10 protein-coding genes are annotated in these 22105 nt (G+C 73.0%); 3 read left to right on the top strand and 7 right to left on the bottom strand.

Annotated elements, in window-relative coordinates; all coding sequences use genetic code 11:
- Positions 1–15: 15 nt before the first annotated feature.
- The 7 genes from IO33_RS0105640 to IO33_RS0105610 all read right to left on the bottom strand — a co-directional run bounded on the left by IO33_RS0105640 (position 16) and on the right by IO33_RS0105610 (position 13314).
- Positions 16–1440, bottom strand: a complete 1425-nt coding sequence (locus IO33_RS0105640; protein WP_031160890.1) for a hypothetical protein — start codon at positions 1438–1440, stop codon at positions 16–18.
- Positions 1430–2989, bottom strand: coding sequence for a hypothetical protein (locus tag IO33_RS0105635; RefSeq protein ID WP_031160887.1), 1560 nt, complete (start codon positions 2987–2989; stop codon positions 1430–1432). Before IO33_RS0105635 ends, IO33_RS0105640 begins: the two co-directional genes overlap by 11 nt.
- Positions 2990–3009: 20 nt before the next feature.
- Positions 3010–4023: a hypothetical protein gene (locus IO33_RS49210; RefSeq protein WP_157857801.1), complete on the bottom strand. Its 1014-nt coding sequence runs from the start codon at positions 4021–4023 to the stop codon at positions 3010–3012.
- A gap of 587 nt (positions 4024–4610) precedes the next feature.
- Positions 4611–8144: a hypothetical protein gene (locus tag IO33_RS0105625; RefSeq protein ID WP_031160884.1), complete on the bottom strand. Its 3534-nt coding sequence runs from the start codon at positions 8142–8144 to the stop codon at positions 4611–4613.
- Positions 8145–8146: 2 nt separating this feature from the next.
- Positions 8147–10780 carry a P-loop NTPase family protein gene (locus tag IO33_RS0105620; RefSeq protein WP_031160881.1) on the bottom strand — a complete coding sequence of 878 codons (2634 nt, stop codon included), beginning with the start codon at positions 10778–10780 and terminating at the stop codon, positions 8147–8149.
- Between the two features lie 201 nt (positions 10781–10981).
- A complete protein-coding gene (locus IO33_RS0105615; RefSeq protein ID WP_031160878.1) occupies positions 10982–11542 on the bottom strand; it encodes a hypothetical protein in 561 nt (186 codons plus the stop codon).
- An 11-nt stretch (positions 11543–11553) separates the two neighbouring features.
- Positions 11554–13314 carry a hypothetical protein gene (locus IO33_RS0105610; RefSeq protein WP_031160877.1) on the bottom strand — a complete coding sequence of 587 codons (1761 nt, stop codon included), beginning with the start codon at positions 13312–13314 and terminating at the stop codon, positions 11554–11556.
- A gap of 363 nt (positions 13315–13677) precedes the next feature.
- Between IO33_RS0105610 and IO33_RS0105605 the strand changes: the two genes are divergently transcribed.
- Genes IO33_RS0105605 through IO33_RS0105595 form a run of 3 tightly spaced genes read left to right on the top strand, consistent with a single transcriptional unit; the run spans position 13678 to position 21972 of the window.
- Positions 13678–17505 (top strand): CHAT domain-containing protein, encoded by a 3828-nt coding sequence (locus IO33_RS0105605; protein WP_031160876.1) that lies wholly within the window; start codon positions 13678–13680, stop codon positions 17503–17505.
- Position 17506: 1 nt separating this feature from the next.
- Positions 17507–19381 (top strand): caspase family protein, encoded by a 1875-nt coding sequence (locus IO33_RS0105600; RefSeq protein WP_031160874.1) that lies wholly within the window; start codon positions 17507–17509, stop codon positions 19379–19381.
- Positions 19378–21972 carry a CHAT domain-containing tetratricopeptide repeat protein gene (locus IO33_RS0105595; RefSeq protein ID WP_031160872.1) on the top strand — a complete coding sequence of 865 codons (2595 nt, stop codon included), beginning with the start codon at positions 19378–19380 and terminating at the stop codon, positions 21970–21972. Before IO33_RS0105600 ends, IO33_RS0105595 begins: the two co-directional genes overlap by 4 nt.
- Positions 21973–22105: the final 133 nt, after the last annotated feature.

Raw genomic sequence — 22105 nt, 5'->3', positions numbered from 1 at the left:
GTGGAAAACAGCGGTTCAGGCGGGTTCCGGGGCGCGGCGGGCTTCGCCGAAGTCCCAGAGGCAGACCACCGACCGGTCCCCGCCCGTACACCTCACCCGGACGTTGACGTCCGAGAAGAACTCCGTCAGATGGGGACGGCCGCGCGCCCACCGCCGCGCGAACCACTCGCCGAGATCCCCACGGAGCAGCAGCTCCGCCATCGGAGCGGTGCACACGGCCACGAGATCGTTCGGGTGTGTCTCGAACCGCGCCCAGCACAAGTCACCCGCACCGGTGGGAAGCCGTGCCTCGCGCATCCCGGCGAAGACCGTCTCCCACACGTCGTTCCTGAGCCGCAGGACGCGGGTGTCGCCGATACCGAACGCCACGTGTCGACGCCGCTGACGATCACCGAGCTCGGACAGCAGGGCCGTCAGCGCGACGTCCACCCCGGCGTCGGCTTCCGTCTCGGCGGCGTCGGCACCGATACTCGTAGCACCCCCCTCGTCACGTGCCACCAGATGGATGGAGTGCGCGACACCCTGCACGGCGGCGCGCAGCAGACCACCCAGCTCACCGTTCTCGGCCTCGTCCCCCGCCACGGCGCGCCCGGCCGGAGGCGTGGCGGTGTGCGGATCCGGATCACGGCCGCGATCGAGCACGCCGCCGAGACGCTCACCGTAGTGACCCAGCTGCGCGGCGAGGCTGTGACAGGCCCGCTGCGCGGCCGACTGCGACCAGAGCCCGCGCGGCGCTCCGGCCGCCACCACGCTGAGCAGGGTCGGTGCGGGGATCTCCTCGACCAGCCTCACCATGACGGCGTCCCGCCGGTGTTCACCGTCCTCGCGCTGCCGGGGTCCCCGCACGGAGGCGGCCCGCACGATCAGCGGGCCGAGGTCGGCACCGTCGACGGTGCTGTCGGCCGCGCAGTCGCGGCCGAGGGGCAGTTGGTGCGGTACGGCCGGCGACTGCGGTGGCGCGACCGGCGGTTCCCGCACCTGCCCGGTGTCACGAGGTGCGAACCGAGCCAGAGCCTCAGCCGACGCCTCCGCGAGCCGGGCCGCCACACCGGTCTCCACCTTCGCCTCCAGTACGGCGGCCACCCGCGCCTCCACAGCGGCTTCCCACCTCGCCTCCAGGGCGGCCGCCAGCCGTCCGTCCACCTCGGCCTCCACGCGTGCCTCCAGGCTTCCCTGCAGCTCGATGAGTTGGGAGTGCAGGTGCTGGTTGGCCGCGAGGGCCTGGTCCCGTTCCGCGAGCATTGCGGTGAGCCGCGCTTCGTACTGCCTACGGGTCCGGTCCGCCTCGGGTGGGAGCAGCTCATGAGACGGGTTCGCCGGTGCTGCGACGCTGTGGCGGCGTGACGCGCGGCGCAACGCGAGGCCGAGCGCCCCACAGAGCAGGACGGACGCCAGCAACAGCACGTACAGCACATCCAGGGCGAGCGGTTCAGTCTCCACGCGGCTCTGCTCCTTCCGTGGCCGACCGCCGGACGGTCCGCTCCGCGAGTGCGGAGACGGCGAAGGCTTCGAGGCGGTCCCACAGGTCGCGGCCGCCGCCCTCCCGGTGGACACCGGCTGCCACGGCCGCCGTGCCCGCGCGTGCTCCCCCGGGTGGGCGCGCTGCACCGCTGACGGCCGCCTGCCCTGCGGTGGGCATCACCGTCGGGGCGGCGGCATGTTCCTGGCGGGCCGTCAGATCGAGACAGCCGAGTCGGATGTCGCGGCAGGCGGCCCGCACACGCTGAGCGGTGAGCTCGGGGACGCGGCCGGGCGCCTCCTGGATCAGCGGCCGCAGTACGTCGTCGCACAGCGCCGTCAGCCCCGAGGCCGCACAGTCCGCCTCGGCCTGCCGCACGGCGTACCCGGCCCGTCGCGCCGAGCCGTCCAGCAGCCCCACCGCCCGTCCGGCCTCGGCCAGGGCCAGCGCCCGTACGGGCAGCCCTTCGGCCGCAGGCCCGAGGGTCCGTCCGCCACGGCGTCGCAGCCAGCTGCCCAGATCGGTCAAGCCGTCGGGTCCGCTCAACAGCCCGGTCACCGTCGCGACGAGCACCACGGCCGGCGGGTGGGGTGCCCGCCGGACACGGTCCAGCAGTCCGCCGAGCACGGCGACGGCCGGCGAGGGTGCCACATCCCCGCCGAGCTCGGCCGCCGGAACGACGGCCAGGACGAGGTGTGCGGCGTGCAGCAGCTCCAGGGCCGCCCGGCGCAGTGCCCGCGCGCTCTCCGGGCCGGTCCTGTCCGCAGAGGCGACGGGAAGGTCGACGACCTCCACCTGCAGGCCGTCGCGCCCCGGCGCAGGGGGCGTGAGCCTCCCGGGGGCCGCTCGTTGCCGCGCTCCGGGAGGACGGCGGTCCTGCGGCCCACCGGCGTCCGCAGCGGTCGGCGCGGGCCAGGGCAGGGGGGCGGCGCGCAGCTGCGCGCTGATCACCGCCGGCTCGCGGAGCAGTGCGGCCACCGCCGCGTCCAGTGTCGGCGACTCGGGAGCAGCGGCGGTGAGGTCATGGCAGCGGCGCAGCACACGCGCGACCGCATCGGTGCCCCCGCAGCCGGTGCCGAAGAGAGGACCGGCGGGCGCCTGGGACACGCGGATGCGGAGCCATGCCGCCGTGCCCGGGGCGGCATGGAGCAACGCCTGTGGCGGCTGTGTCCGGTGGGTGATCAGGAGGCGGGCGAGCCGGTCGAGCGCCATGGCCTGCCCCGGCGGCTGCCGCAGCTCGGGCCGGTCGACGGCGCAGTGGACGACGGCGACCGGCAGGAGGTCCGTGGCGAACGGCGGATCGGCGATGCGCACCCCGGTCAGCACCGGAACCAGGCCGGGCACTGTACGAGCCACCACGACCCGCACGGGAACCCGTCGCCCACCGCCCGGTTCCCCGCCGAGCATCGCCACGTCGGCGGCGACCTGTGGCGACAGCCCCGCGGCACGGCCCGCCCCGGACGCGCCGAGCACCCCACACGCCCGCACCCACCAGGGTCCGTTGCCCGCGCGGCCCCAGCCCTGCTCCACCGCTGTCACGGTACGGCCCGTCATGTGCCGGCCGGCCGGTCGGGCCGCCGTACCACCCGGCCGCGGAACGCGGTCCGCAGCTCGGGCGCATCGATTCGACGCAGGGGCGTCAGGAACACCCACTGCACCAGCCGCTCGTCCGGGTCCCGCGCGCCGGCGAGGTTGAGGGCGGTCTCGGTGCAGTTGTCGAGGTCGGTCTTCTGCCATTCCGAGGTCTGGTCGAAGACGACCTCGTGGTCGACGGCACGGGCCAGCGGTTCGAGGATGAGCGACACCTCCTTGCGCCACCGCCACCACCAGCTGCCTGGGGCGGCAGCGGGGCTGTGCAGCAATCCGCCCAGCACGGCGTCGAGTTGACGGGCGGCGCCCAGCTGGGTCTTCCCGTCGCGCTCGTCCCCGCGAGCATCCGCGGCGCTCGTCAGACTGGTCAGCAGCGCGGTCCGGAACTCCTTCCGATGCCTCTCCTCGGCAAGCGGGACGCGACTGGTGCGGGGGTAGTTGCGGGCATAGCTGACGGCCTGCAGTTCGGGATCGGTCCTCGCGAGCAGCAGAGCCTGTCCCGCCCGCGCGGCCCACGACAGCCGGAGGTCATCGGGCCGGACGGAACCGACGTCGATGACACCGGCTGCCTTGAGAACCTCCAGGGGTGCGGCTGACGCGGCCTGCTTCAGGGCATCGGCGTCGCTGAGATCCAGGGACACGGTGACCTCCGGGGCGATGCCGCCGGGTCCGTCGGGTGCACCGGGACCTTCGGGGGCGTGCAGGGCGGGCACGATGACGGCCGGGTCCTCCCAGCCGGGCGGCGGCCCGCCGAGGCACTCCTGCGCGGCCTGCGCCGCCTTCTCCCGCCAAAGGCGGCGGTCGGCGTCGGGCAGCCGGAGCAGGGCCATGTGCAGCGCCGTCCAGACCGCTCCGGCCCGCCGAGGGGCTGCCGCCTGCGGACGGTCCGTGGACCGGGCGTGCCGCCATCCGCTGAGATACCTGGTCTCTTTGCCGCCGAGCGCAGCACACAGCGCGTCCAGCCGCTCCGCCAACCGGGCTACGGGGGCGGGCCCGCGTTCGAATTCAGATTCCGGTTCCGGCTCGGGGTCCGGTTCCGGCTCGGGGTCCGGTTCCGGCTCAGGGTCCGGTTCCGGCTCAGGGTCCGGTTCCGGTTTCGGATCGGGGCCTGGTTCCGGGCCGGTCGTGGGAACCGGCTCCGGCTCAGTCGCCGGTTCACGTTCGGGATCCGCCGCGGTGTCCCCTTCGGACGGGGTGACGGCGGCCCTCCCGGGTCGGCTCGCCGTGTCGTGTCCGGGTTCGCCCCCGGCAGCCGCTGCACCCTCGGCCGCCACCGGCACGGCCGTCTCCCGTGCCGCCCTGATGGCCGAGCTGAGGGCGTCACGCGCCCTGCCCACGCGGATGGCGGTCTCCTCTGCCTCCCCGTTGTACGGCTCGGAGTGGCAGGCCACCTTGTTCAGTTCCCAGAAGCATGCGTCAAGGGCGTGCAGCACGGTGCTCCGGCTCGCCGACGGCCCCGACTCCAAGACATCGGCCAAAGCCCTCGCGAACGCGTTCCATCGCTCTACGACGACGGGGCGCCCCGTGGGCGGATCGGCCGAGGCGGCGGTGATCTCCTCCATCAATGCCTCCCGGTCGAGGGGTCCCAGTACTCGTTGAACTCCGTCAGGCCGCTGCTCATGGGCCGGCGCAGTACCCGGCCGGGGCGCTGCTCCACCTCCCGCAGGGTCTCGGCGGGCAGATACGGAACGGCGCCGCGGTGGACCCGCAGCCGTCCGTGGGCGTCCAGGGTGGCCCAGTGGTCGGCCAGACCCGGGGCGGGGAGCCGGCCGAGGACCTCCGGTTCGCCCGTCCCCTCGCGTACCAGATAGAAGTGGTACCCCCCGTGCACGGGTGGTGCGTCGAGGACCGCCGCCCGGCCGGGCACCGACTGCTGTTCCGAGTCGGTGGAGTCGTGGAAGAACTCCGGCAGATAGGTCGTCTCGGACCGGGGCGCCGGGAACACCTCCACCAGCTCCGGCTTGCCCGTGTGCGGTTCGCCCAACGACACGCAGATGCTGCCCGGCAGCGAGAACGTGTGCAGCCCGGCGTCGAAGGACAGGCCCTGCCGGGCGCCGTCCAGCTCCAGGGGCTGCCCCTTCACCAGCAGATGGGGCACACCCCGGCACAGCAGGATGTACGGGAACAGCTCCTGGTCCATCTCCAGCTGGTAGTTGACACCGGTGCCGTCCTTCCTGCGCCACACCTCTCCCAGTGGCTCGGGCAGCGACTCCGCACCGGCGGACAGCACCAGGTTGAAGCTGCCCCACTGGATGTGGTCCTTCGAGGACGTGGCTCGGTGCAGCATCACCACCTCCGTCAGCGGCTTCCAGCCGGTACGGACACCACGGCGGCCCACCGCGTCGAGCTCGGCGAAAGGCGTCCCTGCGCGCAGCACGGTGAGAACCCTGGCCTCGCCCGCCGCGACGGTACCGAAATCGCCGGGCAGACTGGAGAAGAGGCCCTGCGTCCGGATGTCCAGCTCGCTCAGGCGGATCACCGGGTCGGTGGCGGACAACCGGTTCCTCATCGCCAGCTGGCCCGCGAGCGCCTGCGTGGAATGCGCCCAGGCGGCGCCGATCGACGTCGCCTGTTTGGCGACGGAACCCTTCTCGACGGACAGCGCGGTGGGATTCCAGCCGAGTCGCACCTGGGAACCGGCGTCGGCCTGGGTGAGAACACTGACCACGGTCTGCCCCACCTGCTCCAGGGCGCTGCTGCGCCCGGACAGCACCACCTGGTCCAGGACGGGTTCGGGATGCGGTTTCAAGCCTTTGGCGATCCGCTTGGCGTTGTCCTCGTGGATCCGGGTGAAGACCGTGCGGACGAGATCCGCGCCCATCTCCGCGGCCCGCCGGAGCACCGGTTCGAGAAGTACACGGAATTCGGCCGGGTCGAGAGCGACCTCCTTGGCGGTGCCGAGCCGGTGGGAGCCGGAGTTGAGGATGCCCAGGACGTGCTCCTCCTCGATGGTGGCGTCCGGTGACGCGCTGTCGTCCTCGCCCCCACCGAGACGGCGCTTCTTCGACTCGGCCAGCCGCCACAGCAGATCGAACCGGGCCCGTCGGCGGGTGCGCTCGTCCTCGTCCTGGATGCCGTCCCAGCAGGTCGGCAGGAAGTGGTCGAGGGCCTGCCTCACGTCCGGGGCGACGATCGTCCTGAGCATCTCGGAGGCCTGCTCGGCGACCCTGGTGGAAAGCGGGCGCTCCTCGCGGTCGCCGAACACCCCCGAGCCCGCAGCGGAGGATCCCGGCCCGGACCTCAGCTGGTCCACCAGACATGCCTTGAGCCAGTAGAAGACCTGGAGCGTCAGCAGGTCCCCGCCCAGCTGCCCGTGCCCGGTGGAGCCGAGGAGTTGCGGTTCGAGCCGGTAGTCGCGGCCGGAGACGAACTCCTGTTCCTGCGTCAGGGGCGGCGTGGTGTCCACCAGGGCGAGCCGCAGCAGGGCGATGTCGGTCGTGCAGCCGCCGATGTCGATGGCCAGCAGAATGCGGTGCCAGGTCGGCGGGGCGTCACTGACATGACGCGACTGCGAACGCAGAGCCTCCAGACCGAGGTTCTGGTTGTCGGAGAGCTCCCGCATGACGAAGAACAGACAGGCGGCCAGCCCCTCGTCGTAGTCCATGACCACCTGCGGAATGCCGAGGCCGCAGCGCACGAGCTTCTGCAGCCGCTGTTTGATCTCCGGGAGGATGGTCGTGGGGTAGGTGATCACGGCGGTGCGTACGGTGGAGCGTTCGCGGCCCGGCCGGCGGTGCACGAGCTCCTCGGCCCGTTCCACCAGACGCAGATACAGGTGCTGGACGAGATGGACGGCGCTCATGTCGGAGCCGTTGACGGCCGGCGGCTGCTGCTGGAGCACGGATCGCTTGATGCCGGTGATCATGGTGACCTCCGGGCGGTTCTCGTCCTGGGACTCACCGGGCAGGGCGAAGCGCCGGTCCCCGGGCCGCGTGGCGTCGACGGCAGCGGGGCCGTCCGAACCTGGTGTCAGCCCCGGCGGGAGTCCGCCGTCGCCCACCGGCGCCTGCTCGATCAGTGCGCTCGCCGGTGCTCTGGTGCGCTCGCCGTTGACGTCGGGGTAGTCCACAGGCCGCAGTTTGTGCCGATCGAGCGCCGGGGTGTTCATGACGCGGGCGTAGCCCTCGAACAGGCGGGGCACCAGCCAGTCCCGCAATGCCGGCCGTCCGTCCTGGTGCAGGATCTGCTCCACCTTCACCATCAGCGCGTCGACGACGTCGGCGTCGTCCAGCCGGGACAGAGCCTGCCGCCCCGTGATCCGCAGCCCGCCCCTGCGGCTCAGCGCCAGCTCTCCGGCCGTGATCGACTCCACGGCCTTGCGCCACTCGGCAGGGGCGTCCACGGGCGGGCTCAGGAGTTCGCCCAGCAAACGGGCCAGGGCCGCCGTCTGGTCGGGGTCCACCAGCCGTTGGGTGATGGCGCCGAGATCCCACAGCGTCGCGGTCGACGCGGTGGAACCGAGGTCGACCGCGACGAACTGCTGGAGGTTCTCCCCGGTGGGCTGCGGGGGACGCAGCCTCAGGAACTCGTCCTCATCCTCGGACGCGAGGCCGGATCCCGCCGAGAACCAACCCTGGGCCGCAGGAGGCGGCTGCTCACCGAGCGGGGCGAACTCCAGGGCGACGGTGCTCGATGCGGTGTCGGCACCGATCGACCCCGTGTACTCGAGAGACCAGTGGACGTCGACACGCACCTCCGTGGGGTGGCCGGAGCCGAAGACGTCGGCCGTGCGCTGGTCGCCGTACACCAGACTCACCGGCAACCGGGAGTCCAGGGAGAGGATGCGGGGCCCGTCGACACTCGCGGCCGTGTAGTCCTGGGGCACCCAGATGGATTCCAGGGCGTGGGCCAGTTGCGCCGGGATGAGCACGCCGGGCTCGGCACGGACCTCGACGCGCGGTGGCAGATGGACGGTGACATAGCCGGGACTGCCGGGTTCGCGCTCCACCAGCACCTCCGGCAGCGGGAAGCCGGACTGGTCGGCGTAGACCCGGAAGTGCCGGCGGCCGAGCGCGACGACACCGCCGCGGGGCGGCGCGCCGGCCGAGGCCCCGGCCGGGTCGGGGACGCGGAAGGTGATCTCCAGTGTGCTCATGGTCAGTCGACGCTCCAGGTACTGATGAGACGGTCGATCGGCTGCTCGTCGTGGCCGGACCGGGCGCCGTCCTCGTGGTCGTCCGGCGAGTCACCGGACGGCCCGTGGGACGGGCTGCCGTGGCTGTCGTCCGGCGGCTCCTGCCGGGGCGGCACGATGTCGCTCTCGTCGAGCAGCGCCGCCGACGCCAGGTCGTACAGCGGAACGAGCTTGTCCGTGACCACGCCGAGGAGTTCGTCCAGCAGGTCGGTGACGGCCCGGGCCGCGGCGACAGCCGTGTGCTGGCGCAGCTCGATGATCCGCAGTGGGTGCCGTTCCCGCTCCTCGATGTGCTCCTCCAGGTCCCGCATCAGGTGGTGCCAGGCCAGGGCGTGGTGCGGCCGGGCCGGGAAGTGACCCTCCAGCTCCTCGTTGTCCCACTCCCGGTGGTCCAGCGCGGGTGTGATCTGTTCGATGGCCTTCCCGGGGTTGAGACAGGTCCACAGGTCGCCCAGCTGGCGTCGGGCCTTCGCCGTTCCACGGCGCCGTGAGTAGAGCTCGATCAGCAGCCGGCTCGTCCCCGGGTCCGCGAACCACTCGCGCAGCGGTGCGAACTCCTGCTGCCAGTGCGCGGCCCAGTCCTGGCACCACTCCCGCAGCGCCTGTCGGCCGTTGCTCCCCCACTCTTCGACGGTGTGCCCGAAATGCTCGATGAAGGCATCGGAGGAGTCCTCCGCCGGATCCTCGTCCCCCACGGCCCCGTCGGCACCTGTCGCGTCGCCGAAGCCCGGATAGTCGAGACGCATGCCGGTCTCGGACGTGGGCGGCCCGCTCTTGGTGACCAGGTGCTGCGGGTCCCGGTCGGCCCGTTCCAGCAGATGGTGCCACTCTTTCCACCGGAACACGGCCCGGTGCACGGCAGCCGCCGTCTCCGCGAGACCTGGGGGCGCCGCCGGCGCCGTGGCGCCCTCGCCGTCGCCGTGCGTCGGCACCTCGAAGCCGCCCCCGTCGAGCCGGTCGGGGCGCCGCAGCGCGTGCAGCGCCGGGCGTACCCGTTTGTCCAGCAGAAAGCGCAGCTCGGCGAAGGTCTCCGCGATCTCGCGGTATGCGGCGTTCCCGCCCGCCGCGGCGCGGTACACCTGGCGTCGCAGCGTGAGCAGCGCGGCGTCCAGCTTCCTCCGTGAACGTTCGGCGCGCTCCAGCTTCTGGCCCACGCCGTTCCTGCGTACGTGGTCCTCGATCGCGTGGCGCAGGTGGTCGATCCCGCCGTCCTTGTCGTACGCCCGCAGGCGCGGCGTCCACGGGTTGCCGGGGTCGGTGCTCTCCAGACGGGCCGCGATCGGTTCCCACGGGCGTTCTCCGGGCGGGGGCAGCTTGCCCATGGCGGCGCGTACCCGCTCGCGGGTTTCGTCGGAGAGGCGGGTGTACGACAGTTCGTAGGCACGGATCGCGGGTACCGCCGAGGTCACCACGATGCCGTCCTGGCGTCCCCGGACGAACTTGCTGCCGTAGACGTGGATCCCGTTGAGTTCGTCGGCGTGCCGCAGCAGGTCGGGCACGGCCAGGGCGGTGCCGGGGAGGGCCGCGAGAGACGGAAGATGCGTCCGGTCGAAGACGTTGGCGGCGACCAGCGCCGCCTGCCCCAGGGCATCGGCACTGCGGCCGTCCTCCAGCAGCATGTCCCAGAACTCCGAGGCGCCCTTGGACTCGGGGCGGGAGGACAGCACGACCAGCAGGATCGTGTGCACGTCGACCAGGGCGCGCCGGCTCAGGGACTTGTCCCTGCCGTACGAGCCGGCGGCGCCGATGCCGGGGAAGTCGAGCAGTTGGACGGGGTGTTCGGCCAGCAGGCCGCCGAGGGCCCAGTGGTCCGGCGAGACGGTGACCTTCTGCACCACGCGCTCGATCAGCGGGAAGCTGCGGCTGAGCGCGTCCTTGTCGCTCTCGATGTTCTCGCTGTTGAAGGGCTGCAGGGTGAACTTGGGCGGCGTCTTGGGAGTGACCTTGGCGGGGGGCAGTTTCAGCGCCTCGTTCACGATCTTCCGGGCGACGAGGGCCCGGTGACCCAGCACGCTGTACCGGCCACGCTGGCTGAGCAGGGCGTCCCGAATGCGGCACAGCTCCACCACGGTGTCCCGATGGGCGTCGTCGATGAGCTCGGGCGACACCGGGGCCGGGGACGCGTCGGCGGGCGTCGGCCACAGACACGGGTACCAGCTGTCGAACGGCGCCCAGCCACGCGGATCGGTCACCGGGTCGTATCCCGCGAGCGCGGCGCCGGCGCCCAGCTCGGGGTGTCTGCGGTCGAGTTTGGCGACGAGAGTCGAGAGGATGTCCCCGACGCAGCGGCTCAGCTGGGCTTCGCTCAGGTAGCGGATCTCGGTGGTGTCCGCTGCCCGCGTGGGGCTGCCGGACTCGCCCGCGGCCAGAGACAGCACGGTGATGTTGCCGGTGGTGGGGCGCTCCTCGACCGGCAGCAGATCGGGACAGCCGAGGAGCGTGCCCAGGAGCAGGGACTTGCCGACGCTGTACTCCCCGACGACACCGATGGTGACCGGTGAATCGACCCGGTCCAGCAGTTCCTGGGCGGTCTCCGCGACGCGCGCCCGGGCGGCGTGGCACTCCGGGACGTCGGGTATCTCCTGATCCTGGAGCATGGCCTGGGCGTCTTTGGCGTACCGCCGCAGATCGGCCAGAGCGGTGGGCGAAGCCGCTGGACTTGGGGCGGCTGAGGCGGATGTGTGGGACACGGCGACTCCGCGGTGAGTGCGGTGAGCGGGCGGTCTGACGATGAGTCGGTTTGCCGGTCCGGCGGTCGGATGCGAGCCGGCGTATCGGTCGGTCGGCCTGACGGCGGGTCAGTGCAGGAGGAAGAACAACTCGATCTCCGCGGTGCCGGACGGGATGCCGGGGTCGGTGTTGTGATAGCCGCGAATGATCTCTTTGTGGTACTGCGGAAAGAACTCCGGTGCAGCGGACGGCAGGAGCCGGGCCACGGCTTCGGCGAAGGCCGTACTGGTCCCGGTGTCGACCGCGCCGTCCGGGAACCGGCCGGCGTTGCCGAAGACCATCACGAAGGCCGCCCGCTTGTCCCGGAACTGCCGTATGCGGCGGGCCACTTGCCGGCGGATGCTCGCGGCGGCGCGGGCAGAGCCGCCGATGAGCGCCTCGGGATCCGTGCGCACCGTGATCGACCGGGTGTGGGGGTCCAGTCCGCCGCTCGGCGGCGGACTGGTCGGTGCGGAGGTGGAGGGACCGGGGAGCGTCGGCCGGGAAGGCGACGGTGTGCAGCTGGGGCCTGCCGCGGCGCAGGGAGGGGGCGGGTCGAACCGGTCCATCGTCTCACCGCCCAGGGTGACGACCACCATGACCAGCAGGAGATCGGCGAAGAGCCACCCTGCCGTCTGCGCCCCCGTCATCCTCGGCGGCCTCATCGGTCGGCCTCCGCGGCCGGCTCGGAGATCCGCGGATCGTCGGCGGGCACCGGACGGCTCAGGGAGACCGTCGGCGGTGCGGACGCCTGCGCGGAAGGCACGGGTCGCGCCTGTGGGCTGGAGGGCGCGGGCGACGGCTGCTGTACGGAAGCCTCAGGCGGCGCCTGCGGTCGGGAGGGGCCAAGCGGTTCTTGCGGTGCGGAGGGCGCCTGCGCTGCCGGCCCGGTGGAAGGGGTCCTGGGCAGCGCGTCCACGAGGGCCCGCAGGGCGTCGTGCACCTGCTCGGCGGTCCTCAGCAGCCGGTCGCGCGCCTCGCTCTGGTCCTCCCGGTGGGCGAGGGCCGCTTCCCGCATCTCCGTGATGCGGGCGGCCAGTTCGGCCGTGACCGTGCGGACCTCGTCGCGCAGGGAGACGGCCAGGGCCGCCACCGCCAGGTCGTAGGCGTCGCCGATGCGTTCGGCGCCCTCGGTCGCCGCCCTTTCGAGGGCCGACGGGAGGCCCGTCAACGTGCCGTGGAGACCGTCCAGCGTGGCGGCGAGGACCTGGGTGGAGTCGACGGTGGAGGCCCGCACGGCGGCGAGAGCTGCTGTCACTTCCCGTACGGCTTGACGCATCCACTCCGCGGCGCGATCGCCGGCCGCCTGGTCCCGCTCCTGTGCCTCGAGCGCGGCGCGGTCGATCCGTTCGGCGGTCAGCTCCCCGGCGGAACCGATCCGTACGGCGGCCAACTCGCCGGCGGAACCTATCCGCTCCGCGATGAGCCGGCCCGCCTTGTCCACGCCCTCCGCCATCGCGGTGCCCGACCTGTCCAGTTCCTCGGCCAGCCGACGGGTGCCCGCCGCGACCTCGTCGGCTGCCCGAGCGGCCGAGCCGACGGACGTCCGGACGTCCGTGGTGCCGGCCCGCAGTTCGGCTACGGCCGACTCCAGGGCCTGGACGGCCGCCAGATGCTGCTCCGCGGCCGTACCGGCCCCCTTCAGCAGGTGTCGTGCGAGCTCCTGGACACGAGTCGCCTCGGACAGCAGGTCCCGCAGGCCCGAGGCCGCACCCTGGAGCTCCTCGGCGAAACGCGCGGGGGAAGCCTGGGCAGTGCAGGCGGCCAGCGCCTCGACCTGGACGAGTGCCGCGGAGAGGCGGGAGACGAGCCGCTGCCGCTCGGTCTCCTCCGCCGCTTCCCTGAGGCGGCCCAGAACGGTCGTACCCATCAGCGCCAGCAGAGCCACGACGGTGTAGACGACCATCATGTCGAAGCGCAGGACCGGCCAGAGGTGGCCGTCGAAGCCCTGCTGCCACAGGGTCAGGAACGAGCCGGATGGCCCTGTCCTGTCCCGCCCGGTGGCTCCCGAGTCCCGCATCCGCTGGTATGCGTAGGCCGCGGCTCCGAGCCCCACCCACGTGACCAGCAGTGGGGCGAAGACGAGCACGGAAGGCAGTGCGGACAGCAGCCGTCGCCCTCGGGCTGCCTCGGCCGAGGGCGGAACGGGGAGGGCGTCGGGTCCGCAGTACGCGGTGACCAGTCCGCCGCCCGCCCACGGGCCCAGTTCGTCCTCGCTGCCCGACTGCACCGCGTCCGCGAGCCGGGCAAGGGCCCCCGCGTGCGCCCCGCAGCGCGGATGGCCGGCCAGAAGACGCAGCTCGGCGGCGAGGCGCTCGGGTTCGTGATACGTGGGTCCGGGTGTGGCGCGCCCCTCGTAGGCCAGGGCGCCGTGCCTGCGTCGGCGCGCCCGTGACCTCCCCCATGTCTCCAGCCACCCCATGCTGCTCCCCCCGGCCCTGCCTGGAACCGGTCTGAAATATGCCACTGGACAGCGGCACACAACCAGTCGTATTGCGGAATTTGTTTCGGGGGCGTGCGGTATCCAGTGTTGTGCGTCGCCGCCCGAGGACGGGGGCTCCGTGCAGGGGAAGAGTTCGCAGGTGACAGGCGTGAGAACTGATGCCAGAAAGGCAGTCACCGAGATTCTGAATTGTTTTTCAAAGTGTCACTTTTTGACCGTTCGGCCGATCAATATGTGTCAGGGGCGGCCAGTTGAACCGGCGGACATATTCCTGTCCGCCCCATGGCGGCTACGGTCGTCAACCTGGCGCCCCCGGAGCCGGCACCCAGGGGAGGGAGAGCCATGACCACACCTACGGAGAACGACGCCGAGGGGACCGGAACGGACGGGGAGAATCTCGCACGATTGACGGGACTCCTGCTCGTCGAGCAACGGGGGACCGACCCCAGCGCCGCCGCGCCCGGCGTACCGTCGGGGGCGACGGCCGCCGCACGGCTGGGGCCCTGGCTGGCCCCGGCGGCCGCACTGGCCGCGGGAGAGCCCAAAGCCGCACTGGCGCTTCTCGACGAGCAGCCACCGGACGCCTCCGGCCCCGGGTCCTCCTGTCTGTCCCCGCTCTCGCGGGCACTGCGGACCGCGGCGATCGCCATGGACGGCACCTGGCATCCGGGCGGGTCGCCGACGCACCTTCCGCCCGTCGCCCAGCAGGCGCAGTTCGCCGCCGGAGCGGGAATCGAGGCCGCCGTCGCGTCGGTCACCGACCCGGGCCTGAGGCTCTGCGCGCACCTCGCGGGACGCGTCACCCCCGTGCTCCTCTCCTCCCGTACGACCCTGGGGCACGCCATGTGCGCGTTGGCGGCCCAGGAGCGAGCCGCCGCGTACGGGGCGCGTGCCGACCGGGACCATCGGGATCTCTCGGCCGGGCTCAGCGAGCCGCTCGCCTGGTTCGACAGTCTGTACGAAGAGATCGCCGCCTCCCACCACGAGGAGGCCGCGGCCTGCCATCTGCTGCTCGCTGCCGACCTCCGTGTCCGCGCCGGCGACCCGCAGGCGGCCCAGCCACTGCTGCGGCACGGGCGGCGGTTCGCCTCCCGGAGCCAGGCAACCGCCGGACTGGACGCGCTGCTCGCCGGTGACTGGGAGCTGGGCACACCGGGAACCGCCGAGCAGTGCGCTCTCCCGGCCGCCGCGCCGGACCCACGGGCGTTGAGGCGGGCACAGGAGCACTATCAGCGAGCCGACGCGGCCTACCAGGCCGTGCTCTCGCGGCGTGGCCGTGCCGCAGCGCTTCTGCGCCTCGCCCATGTCGAGCGCCTCCGCGGCAGCCTGGACGCGTGCAGGGAAACCGTCGAGCGGGCGAGGGCACTGGCGGTGGTGGCCGGTGACGGCGCATGTGCCGCCCTGCTCCTGGTCCATCAGGCGCTCGACCTGATCCAGGCAGGCACCACGTGCCGGGGGCGAGCCGACCGGGCGGCCGAGGCGGAGACCGAGGCCGCCGAGGCCGCCGTCGCCTGGGCCACGACGGCAGGCAGCACGTCGTGGCTGCGAGGTCTGCGACAACTCGTCCTGAAGCGCTCCGAGTTCTGGGGCGGGCAGGGGGACGTCGTCCGTGCCAGGAGGGCCGACCTTCTCGCTGAGCGACTCTGCCCGGGACCCGGGCGGGACGACGCGTCGAACGCGCGGCCGGCGGGCATCGCGAGTGTCCCCGCCCCGGGCGCCTACGTGCGGGCCAGGCACCGCCTGGCAGGCATCGTACTGACCGACCTGGAGCAGCAGGACCACCTGCAGCGCGTTCTGCGCGGCGGCGAACAGGGCGAGCCGCCCGGCCTCGCGGACTGCCTGGGCCTCATCCAGGCCGCCAAGAGCTTCCACGATCAGGCGTCCGCGCTTCGGGATCCCGATGTGATGGCGGCCTCCCGCGCCCGCATCGAGCTCGCGCTGCGTATAGGCGCCGACTTCCTGGCCGACGTCGAGCCCGTGAGCGAGGTCCTCGACATGCTCGCCTCCGACCTCGCATCCTGCGCCGCACAGGAGGCGCTGTTCCGCTCTCGGCGCTCCCGTGCGGCCGGCCGGGAGGGGGAGGCCGACCTCCTCGCACGGCGGGCCCTGGACGCGGCCGAGCGGATCCCGGACGAGGCGTTCCGGCTTGTACTGCGCTGCGCGGCCCACGCCGACCTGCGTGAATGGCACCGGGCCAGGACTGAGATGACGGCGGTCGAACCACGCCTGACCGCCGTCCAGGCAGCCGCTCTCTGGCTGCGACTGCACCGCCCCGAACGCGCCGCTGCTCACGTGCCGTTCATCGACGCCGGCCCCACCCCCGGCGCCGCGGACCCCGATCACTCCTGGGAACGGGCGGCGATCCGGGCGGACCTCGCCCTGGCCCGGGGACTGTACGACCAGGCCGCCGGCCACGCCCGACAGGGGCTCGACGCGTATGAGGCGCACCAGGTCAGGCTGGCCCGCGACGCACTGCGCGCTTCCTTCGCCGACGACCCGGTGGTCGCCGGCCTGTACCACGTCGCAGTGCTCTCGTCCCTCCGCCCCGGTGGCCCCGACGCGGCGGCCGCCGCCTTCGCCCAGGCGGAGCGCGGCCGGGCCGGATTCCTGCACGCGCTCCAGGCCCTCGACACCGCCGGCACGGACCGGGCCGCCCGCACCGCCGTCAGGGAATGGCTGGCCGCGGAGGTCCACTGGTCGGCGGAGTTCGAGGACCACGCGGCCGCCCTGGGCGGCCGGGCGTTCCCGCTCGGGTCCCGGCCGGCACCGGACCTCGACGGTCTCCCCGCGCTGGGGCGTCCCGCGGAGCACGTCCCGGCAGTCCCCGGCGCGCGCGCACCTCACGCATCCGACGCGACCGCGGCAGCGGTCGGCACAGCCAGGAGCCGGGCCCGCACGGACCGGGCACCCCGGGAAGACCGACGCGTGCGCATCCAGGAGGCCGAGCGTGTCCTGGACGCCGCCGAGGCGCAGGTGCGCCGGCTCGTCCCGGCCGCGCTCACCGCATCGGGCACGGGCGCGCTGCCGGACGCCGCGTCCGTGGCCGAGGCCCTGCCCGGCGACACCGTCCTCCTCACTTACCACTCCTTCGACGACACCCTGGTCGGTTGGGCGATGACCCGGCGGACGCTGGTGAGCGACCGTCAGACCCGGTGGGCGCAGTCCACCGTGGCGGCCGTGCGCCGATTTCACAGCTGGTGCTCGTCGGCGGGTGGCGGGGGTGACGGCGAAGCCGACGGACGGGAACTGGCCGAACTGCTGCTGCGCCCCTTCGCCGCACTCCTGCGCGACCACAGGCGCGTGCTGGTGGTTCCCCCCTCCATGCTCTCGCTGCTGCCCTTCCACGCCCTTCCCTGGGACGGGGACGTCCTCGGCGCCGGCCACGAGGTGTCCTACCTTCCGTCGGCCTCTCTGGTCACCCGCCTGCGCCGCACGCCGGACAGGCCGTGGCCGACGCTGCACGCGCTGCTGGTCGGCGGTCCCGCCACCGACCCCCGGCACGGGCTGCGGACACTGCCGGGCACCGTCGCCGAGACCGCGGAACTCGCGCGGCTGCTGCCCCGCCACCGGCTCCTGACCGCGACGGAGGCGACCCGCAACCGGGTGCTGGAGGCCGCTTCCGACTGCCAGGTGCTCCACCTCGCCACCCATGGTCTCGTCGATGAACTCGCCCCCCACCGCAGTCGGCTGTCCCTTGCCGGTGACGATGTCCTCGGCATCGCCGACCTCCTGCGTGCCGCCCACGAGCCGCAACTGCTCGTGCTCTCCGCCTGCGACACCGGCCGGGGCACCGCCACCGCGGGCGGCGACGTCCTGGGACTGACCCGCGCCGCCCTGATCACGGGAGCCCGGCATGCGGTCGTCTCACTGTGGCCGGTCCACGACCGTACGGGCTGCCTGGTCATGACCAGGACCTACCGGTGCCTCCTGGAGGACCCCGCTGTCTCCGTCGGCTCGGCGCTGGCGCGCGCCCAGCGCGCGGTGCGCGACCTGTCCCGCGCCGAACGCGACGAGGAGTTCGACGCGCTGGTCCTCCGGGCCGGGGCCCACCCCGGACAGCCCTCCTGGGCCCGCTCCTCGGATGCGGCCAGGGACAGCGGCACGCTGGGCACGGAAGCAGACGACCGGCATCCGTATCACTGGGCGCCCTTCATCCACGTGGGGGTTTGAGATGACGTTGCGAGCGCTGCTGATCGGCGCCCAGACCTACGGCCTGACCGGTGTGGACACGGACGTGCGGGTGATGGCGGACGTGCTCGGGGCCCGCGGCTTCACCGACCTGCGGAGGTGCGTGAACGGCGACGCCACGTACGGGGGCATCACCGAGGAGATGAACCGGCTCCGGGCGGACACCCGGCCGGGTGACGGCGTGGTGGTGTACTACTCGGGGCACGGGGCACTCCTGGGTGAGCTGCAGTACCTCGTCCCCGTCGACATGGGTGACAGCACCCCCACCGACTTCCGCGGATATCTGGCCGAGGAACTCACAGCAGCCGTCCGGGCGCTGAGGGAGCAGACGCCGAATCTCACCGTGATCCTGGACTCCTGCCATTCCGGCGGAGCCGTGCGGGAGGCGGCGTACGAGTCCGGGCGGTGGGCCCTGAAGTCGGTCGAGCTGCCCACCGTCCACCGGGACGCGGGACTCATCCGCGCGGCTCGACTCGCTCGGCCCGGGGACCCGCTCGTCCCCGGTGTCGTCCGGTTGACAGCATGTCAGGAGCACGGTTCGGCGTACGAGGCCGAACTCGTGTACGGCAAGGGACGGCAGGGCGTCTTCACCGCGGCCCTGGCCGAGTTCCTGCGCCCGCGCGCCCACCTCCGTGTGCCCTGGTCGGTGCTGATCGCCCGTGTCCGCGACCGCATCAAACAGCAGCAGGTACGCCAGTGGCCCGACGCGGGTGGGCCGTCCGGGCGGCTGCCGTTCTCCCTCGACGAGCCCGCCGAGCCCGAACGGCTCCCGCTGGTGCGATGCGACGGCCGGTTCGCCGTACCGGGCGGCGCCGTCTTCGGTCTCGGCGTCGCGGACCGGGTCAGCATGGTGTTCCCCGGCAGTGGCACGCGGCACGGCGGCGCCGGGACCTCCATACCCGCGACCGTGGACGAGATGAAGGCCGGCGACGCTCTCCTGCGCCCGGCGCCGTCCGCCCTTTCGAGCCCTGCTGCCGGAGACCTGCGCACCGCCATGCTGCCCCCCGGCGCCCATGCGCTTGCCGTACGCGTCCACGACCGCCGCCATGTCCTCATCGACGCCGAAGCCCTCTTCGCCGACGCGCTGCGAGAGGAACTGGCCCGCTGCCCACGGCTGGCGGAGACCGACGACGCTCAGGAGGCCTTCGCCACCGTCCGCGTACACGACGGAACCTGCGAGATCCTGAACGCGGAGGGGCTGCCCTTCCGGGACCTGTCCGAAACGGCCCACGCCGGGCCCTCCGGGCTGATCGCTCTGCTGGAGGAGCTCGCCCGGGGTGAACGCGTACGCCGTCTTGGCGATCCGCAGGGACCGAGCCGTCTGGAGGCGGGCCTGGACGTCCTGATCGAGGTCCGGCAGCCCGCCACGAGCGGGCACTGGCGCGAACTGCACGCGGTCGGCGAGCGGCTCCACCACGGCGACCACTACCGGGTCACGGTCACCAACCGTTCCGGCGCCCCGCTGTACTTCTGGGTGATCGGTGTCGGACTGAGCGGCCGCACCACTCTGGTGACCAACGACCAGCCCAGCGGCTGTCGTCTGGAACCCCATGGCGCCGAGCACCGCGGCACGCGCACCACCCCGCCCGTCACGATCTACTGGCCGCACGACGTACCCAGGCAGGGTCCACGGCCGGAGACCATCCACGTCCTCGTCGGAGACCGCGCGATGGACCTCAGCGCTCTGGCGTCGCGCGAGCGGTCCCTGCACACCGCCGATCCCACCCTGAGCGCGCTGCTGCAGGAAGTCTGGGAGGGCACCCGCGACCAGATGCTGGAGGTGGGTCAGGAGTTCCACTACCGCGTATACACCGTGCACGCGGACGCGCTGCCGGAGCCGGAAGGCAGGCGTCCATGATTCACCTGCCCCCGACACTGCGCCGGATCCAGGCGGACCGCAGCGCCAAGCAGCAGCGGTGGGCCGGAGCGTACGGCCTGTACCGCGAAGCCGCCCGCGCCTACCCCCAGCGGGTGCTCGCCGCCGCCTGCTGGCAGGATGCCGCCGGCATGGCCGGCCGGCTCGGCCGCTACTCGGAACAGGCGGACTGCAGCAGGCGCAGCCTCGCCCTCCTGAACGGCACGGTGCTCCGTACCCCTCTGGTACGCAGGACGCGGATCAGAGCCCTGCTGGCCCTGGCCGAATCCCTCTATCGCACCGGTGACCTCGCCGGCGGGGAGGAGGTCGCCCGCCGGGTCTACGGCATGGCCGCCGGGGAGGACGCCGACTTCGCCGCCGAGGCCTTCCACCGGCTCGGCCAGGCGCTGATCCTGCGCGGACAGGTCGGCGGCGCCCTGACGGCCTTCGCCCACGCCGTCGAGACCGCACGGGCCGCCGGAACCGGGCTGGAGGTGGCCCAGGAACTGGTGAGCCTGGGCGTCGCCGCCGCGACGGTGGGCGACAACGCCACCGCCCGCGACTGCGCGGCCGAGGCCGAACGGCTGGCGCGGGCGTCGACCCGACGAGAGCGCACCACGGTGCTGGCCTCCGCCCTCGGCTTCCGGGCCGTCGTGCTGCGGCGCGAACTGCGGGGTGAGGAAGCGGTCGCGCACGCCCGCGAGGCCCTCACACTGCTGTCCGGCCCGGTCGGCCGGCAGGACGTCGCGGTACTGGCGCAGTCCCGTGAACGGCTCGCGACATGCCTGCTCTCCTGCGACGAGCCGCAGAAGACGGCCGAGGCGATCGATCTGCTGCGCCACAACCACGCGGAGGCGGTCGAGCGCGGCGACGCCCTCCTCATCGTCTCCTCCGCCGCCAACATCGCCGGCGCCCATGCACGGGTCGACGCCATGGAAGAGGCGCTCGCCTGGGCGGAGCGAGCCGTGGACGCCGCGCGGAACGCCGGTCAGGGGCCGCACATGGCCGCTTCCGCCCTGCTGGCCCTGGGGACGATGCTGCAGGTGCGCGGAGAGCACGCCGAGGCCGACCTCCGCCTGCTGGAGGCGGTCACGCTCTGGGAACAGGTACGCGCCACCACCCGCAACGAGCTCGAGCACATCGAGCTGCTCGGTGAACAGGCCCAGGTGTACCGGGCCCTCCAGCGCTGCCGGGTCGCCCGCGGCGACACCGACGGCGCGCTGGAGGCGGCGCTACGGGTCCGCGGCCTGCTGCTGGAACAGCGGCTCCTCGCGGGACGCTCCCCCGGCCCCGTCATGTGCCCTGGTCCACCGACGGCGCCCGTGACCGCGCGACACCTGTCCGAGCAGGCCGCCCGCACCCACACGGTCACGCTCGTGTACAGCCTGCCCGGGCCCGCCCGCCCCGGCGTTCGCAGCGGCACCACCACCGCCTACATCTGGGTGATATCACCCGATGGAACACGAAGGCATCACGAGGCCGGCCTTGCCACCGTGCGCAGCGCGATGCCGAGCGCCGTCGCGGCCCACTCCGGCGGTACGGACGGGGCCACCGCCCCCGAGCCTCCCGAGAAGCGGCTTCTGCGGGCCCTGTCCCAGGGCACCGCGGTTCCGGACGCAAGCACCCGCGACAGCAGCCCGCTCGCCGAGCGGGACTCCCGCGGGATCACTGACGCGCAACTGCGCCTGCTCGCGGATGTGTTCCTGCGGCCGGTCGAGGACGACCTGACGGCAGCGGGGACGCGGCGGCTGGTGGTCGTACCCGACGGATTCCTGCACCACCTGCCGTTCAACGCGCTGCCCCTGAAGGACACCACCCCGCTGGTGGACCGGTTCACCGTGGCGGTGGCGCCCTCCGCCCGGCAAGGCCCTCGGGCCACCGCGCGCGGCCGGCCCGTCGAAGTCCCGGCGTCCAGGGCCCTGGTGGTGGGAAACCCCGACCCGCCGACGCAACCTCTCCTGCCCGGGCTGCCCGCGCCCGTCCTGCGGGCCCTGCCCGCGGCCGAACGGGAGGCCCGGGACGTCGCCGCCCTCTACGGAGCCCGCGCACTCCTCGGCCCGGAAGCCACCCGCGAGACCGTTCTCGCCCGGCTGCCGCAGGCCCGGTTCGCGCACTTCGCGGCACACGCCTTCGCCGGTGAGGAAGTCCTTCGGATCCCGGGCGCGCTCTGCCTCGCCCCGAGCGGTACGCCCGATCCGGCCCGCGAGAAGTACGGGGCCGGCGCGGACAGCTCGTACCTGCGGGCCGACCACATCGAGCCGCTCGACCTCACAGGCTGCCCGCTCGTCGTGCTCAGTGCCTGTGAGACCGGCTGGGGCAAGCCTTCACCGGAGGGCAACCTCGGTCTGGCCCGTACCTTCCTGGCCACCGGGGTGGAATCCGTGGTGGTCTCCCTGTGGCCCGTTGACGACAGGGCGACGGCCGATCTCATGACCGCGTTCCACCGGCACCTCGTCACCGGGTCGACCACGGGAGAGGCCCTGCGCCTGGCCGTGTGCGAGACCAGGCGACGTCACCGCCGGCCGGAGGACTGGGCGGGGTTCAGCCTGCTGGGCAACGCCGATCTCCGGCTCTCTCCGGTGGCGCGGGCGTGAACTCCTGCACGGACGAGACCCTGGGAGGAACGGGTGGCGGGGGCCCGGTGGCCGCCGACGGCCGCCGGGTCCCCGCGCTGTCCCCCGTGCAGCCACCGTGCAGCACGCACGAAGACCACGTCCCCGCAGTAGT

The sequence above is a fragment of the Streptomyces durhamensis genome (assembly GCF_000725475.1).
Classification (GTDB): domain Bacteria; phylum Actinomycetota; class Actinomycetes; order Streptomycetales; family Streptomycetaceae; genus Streptomyces; species Streptomyces filipinensis.
This window is presented reverse-complemented; position numbering and strand designations above follow the sequence as displayed.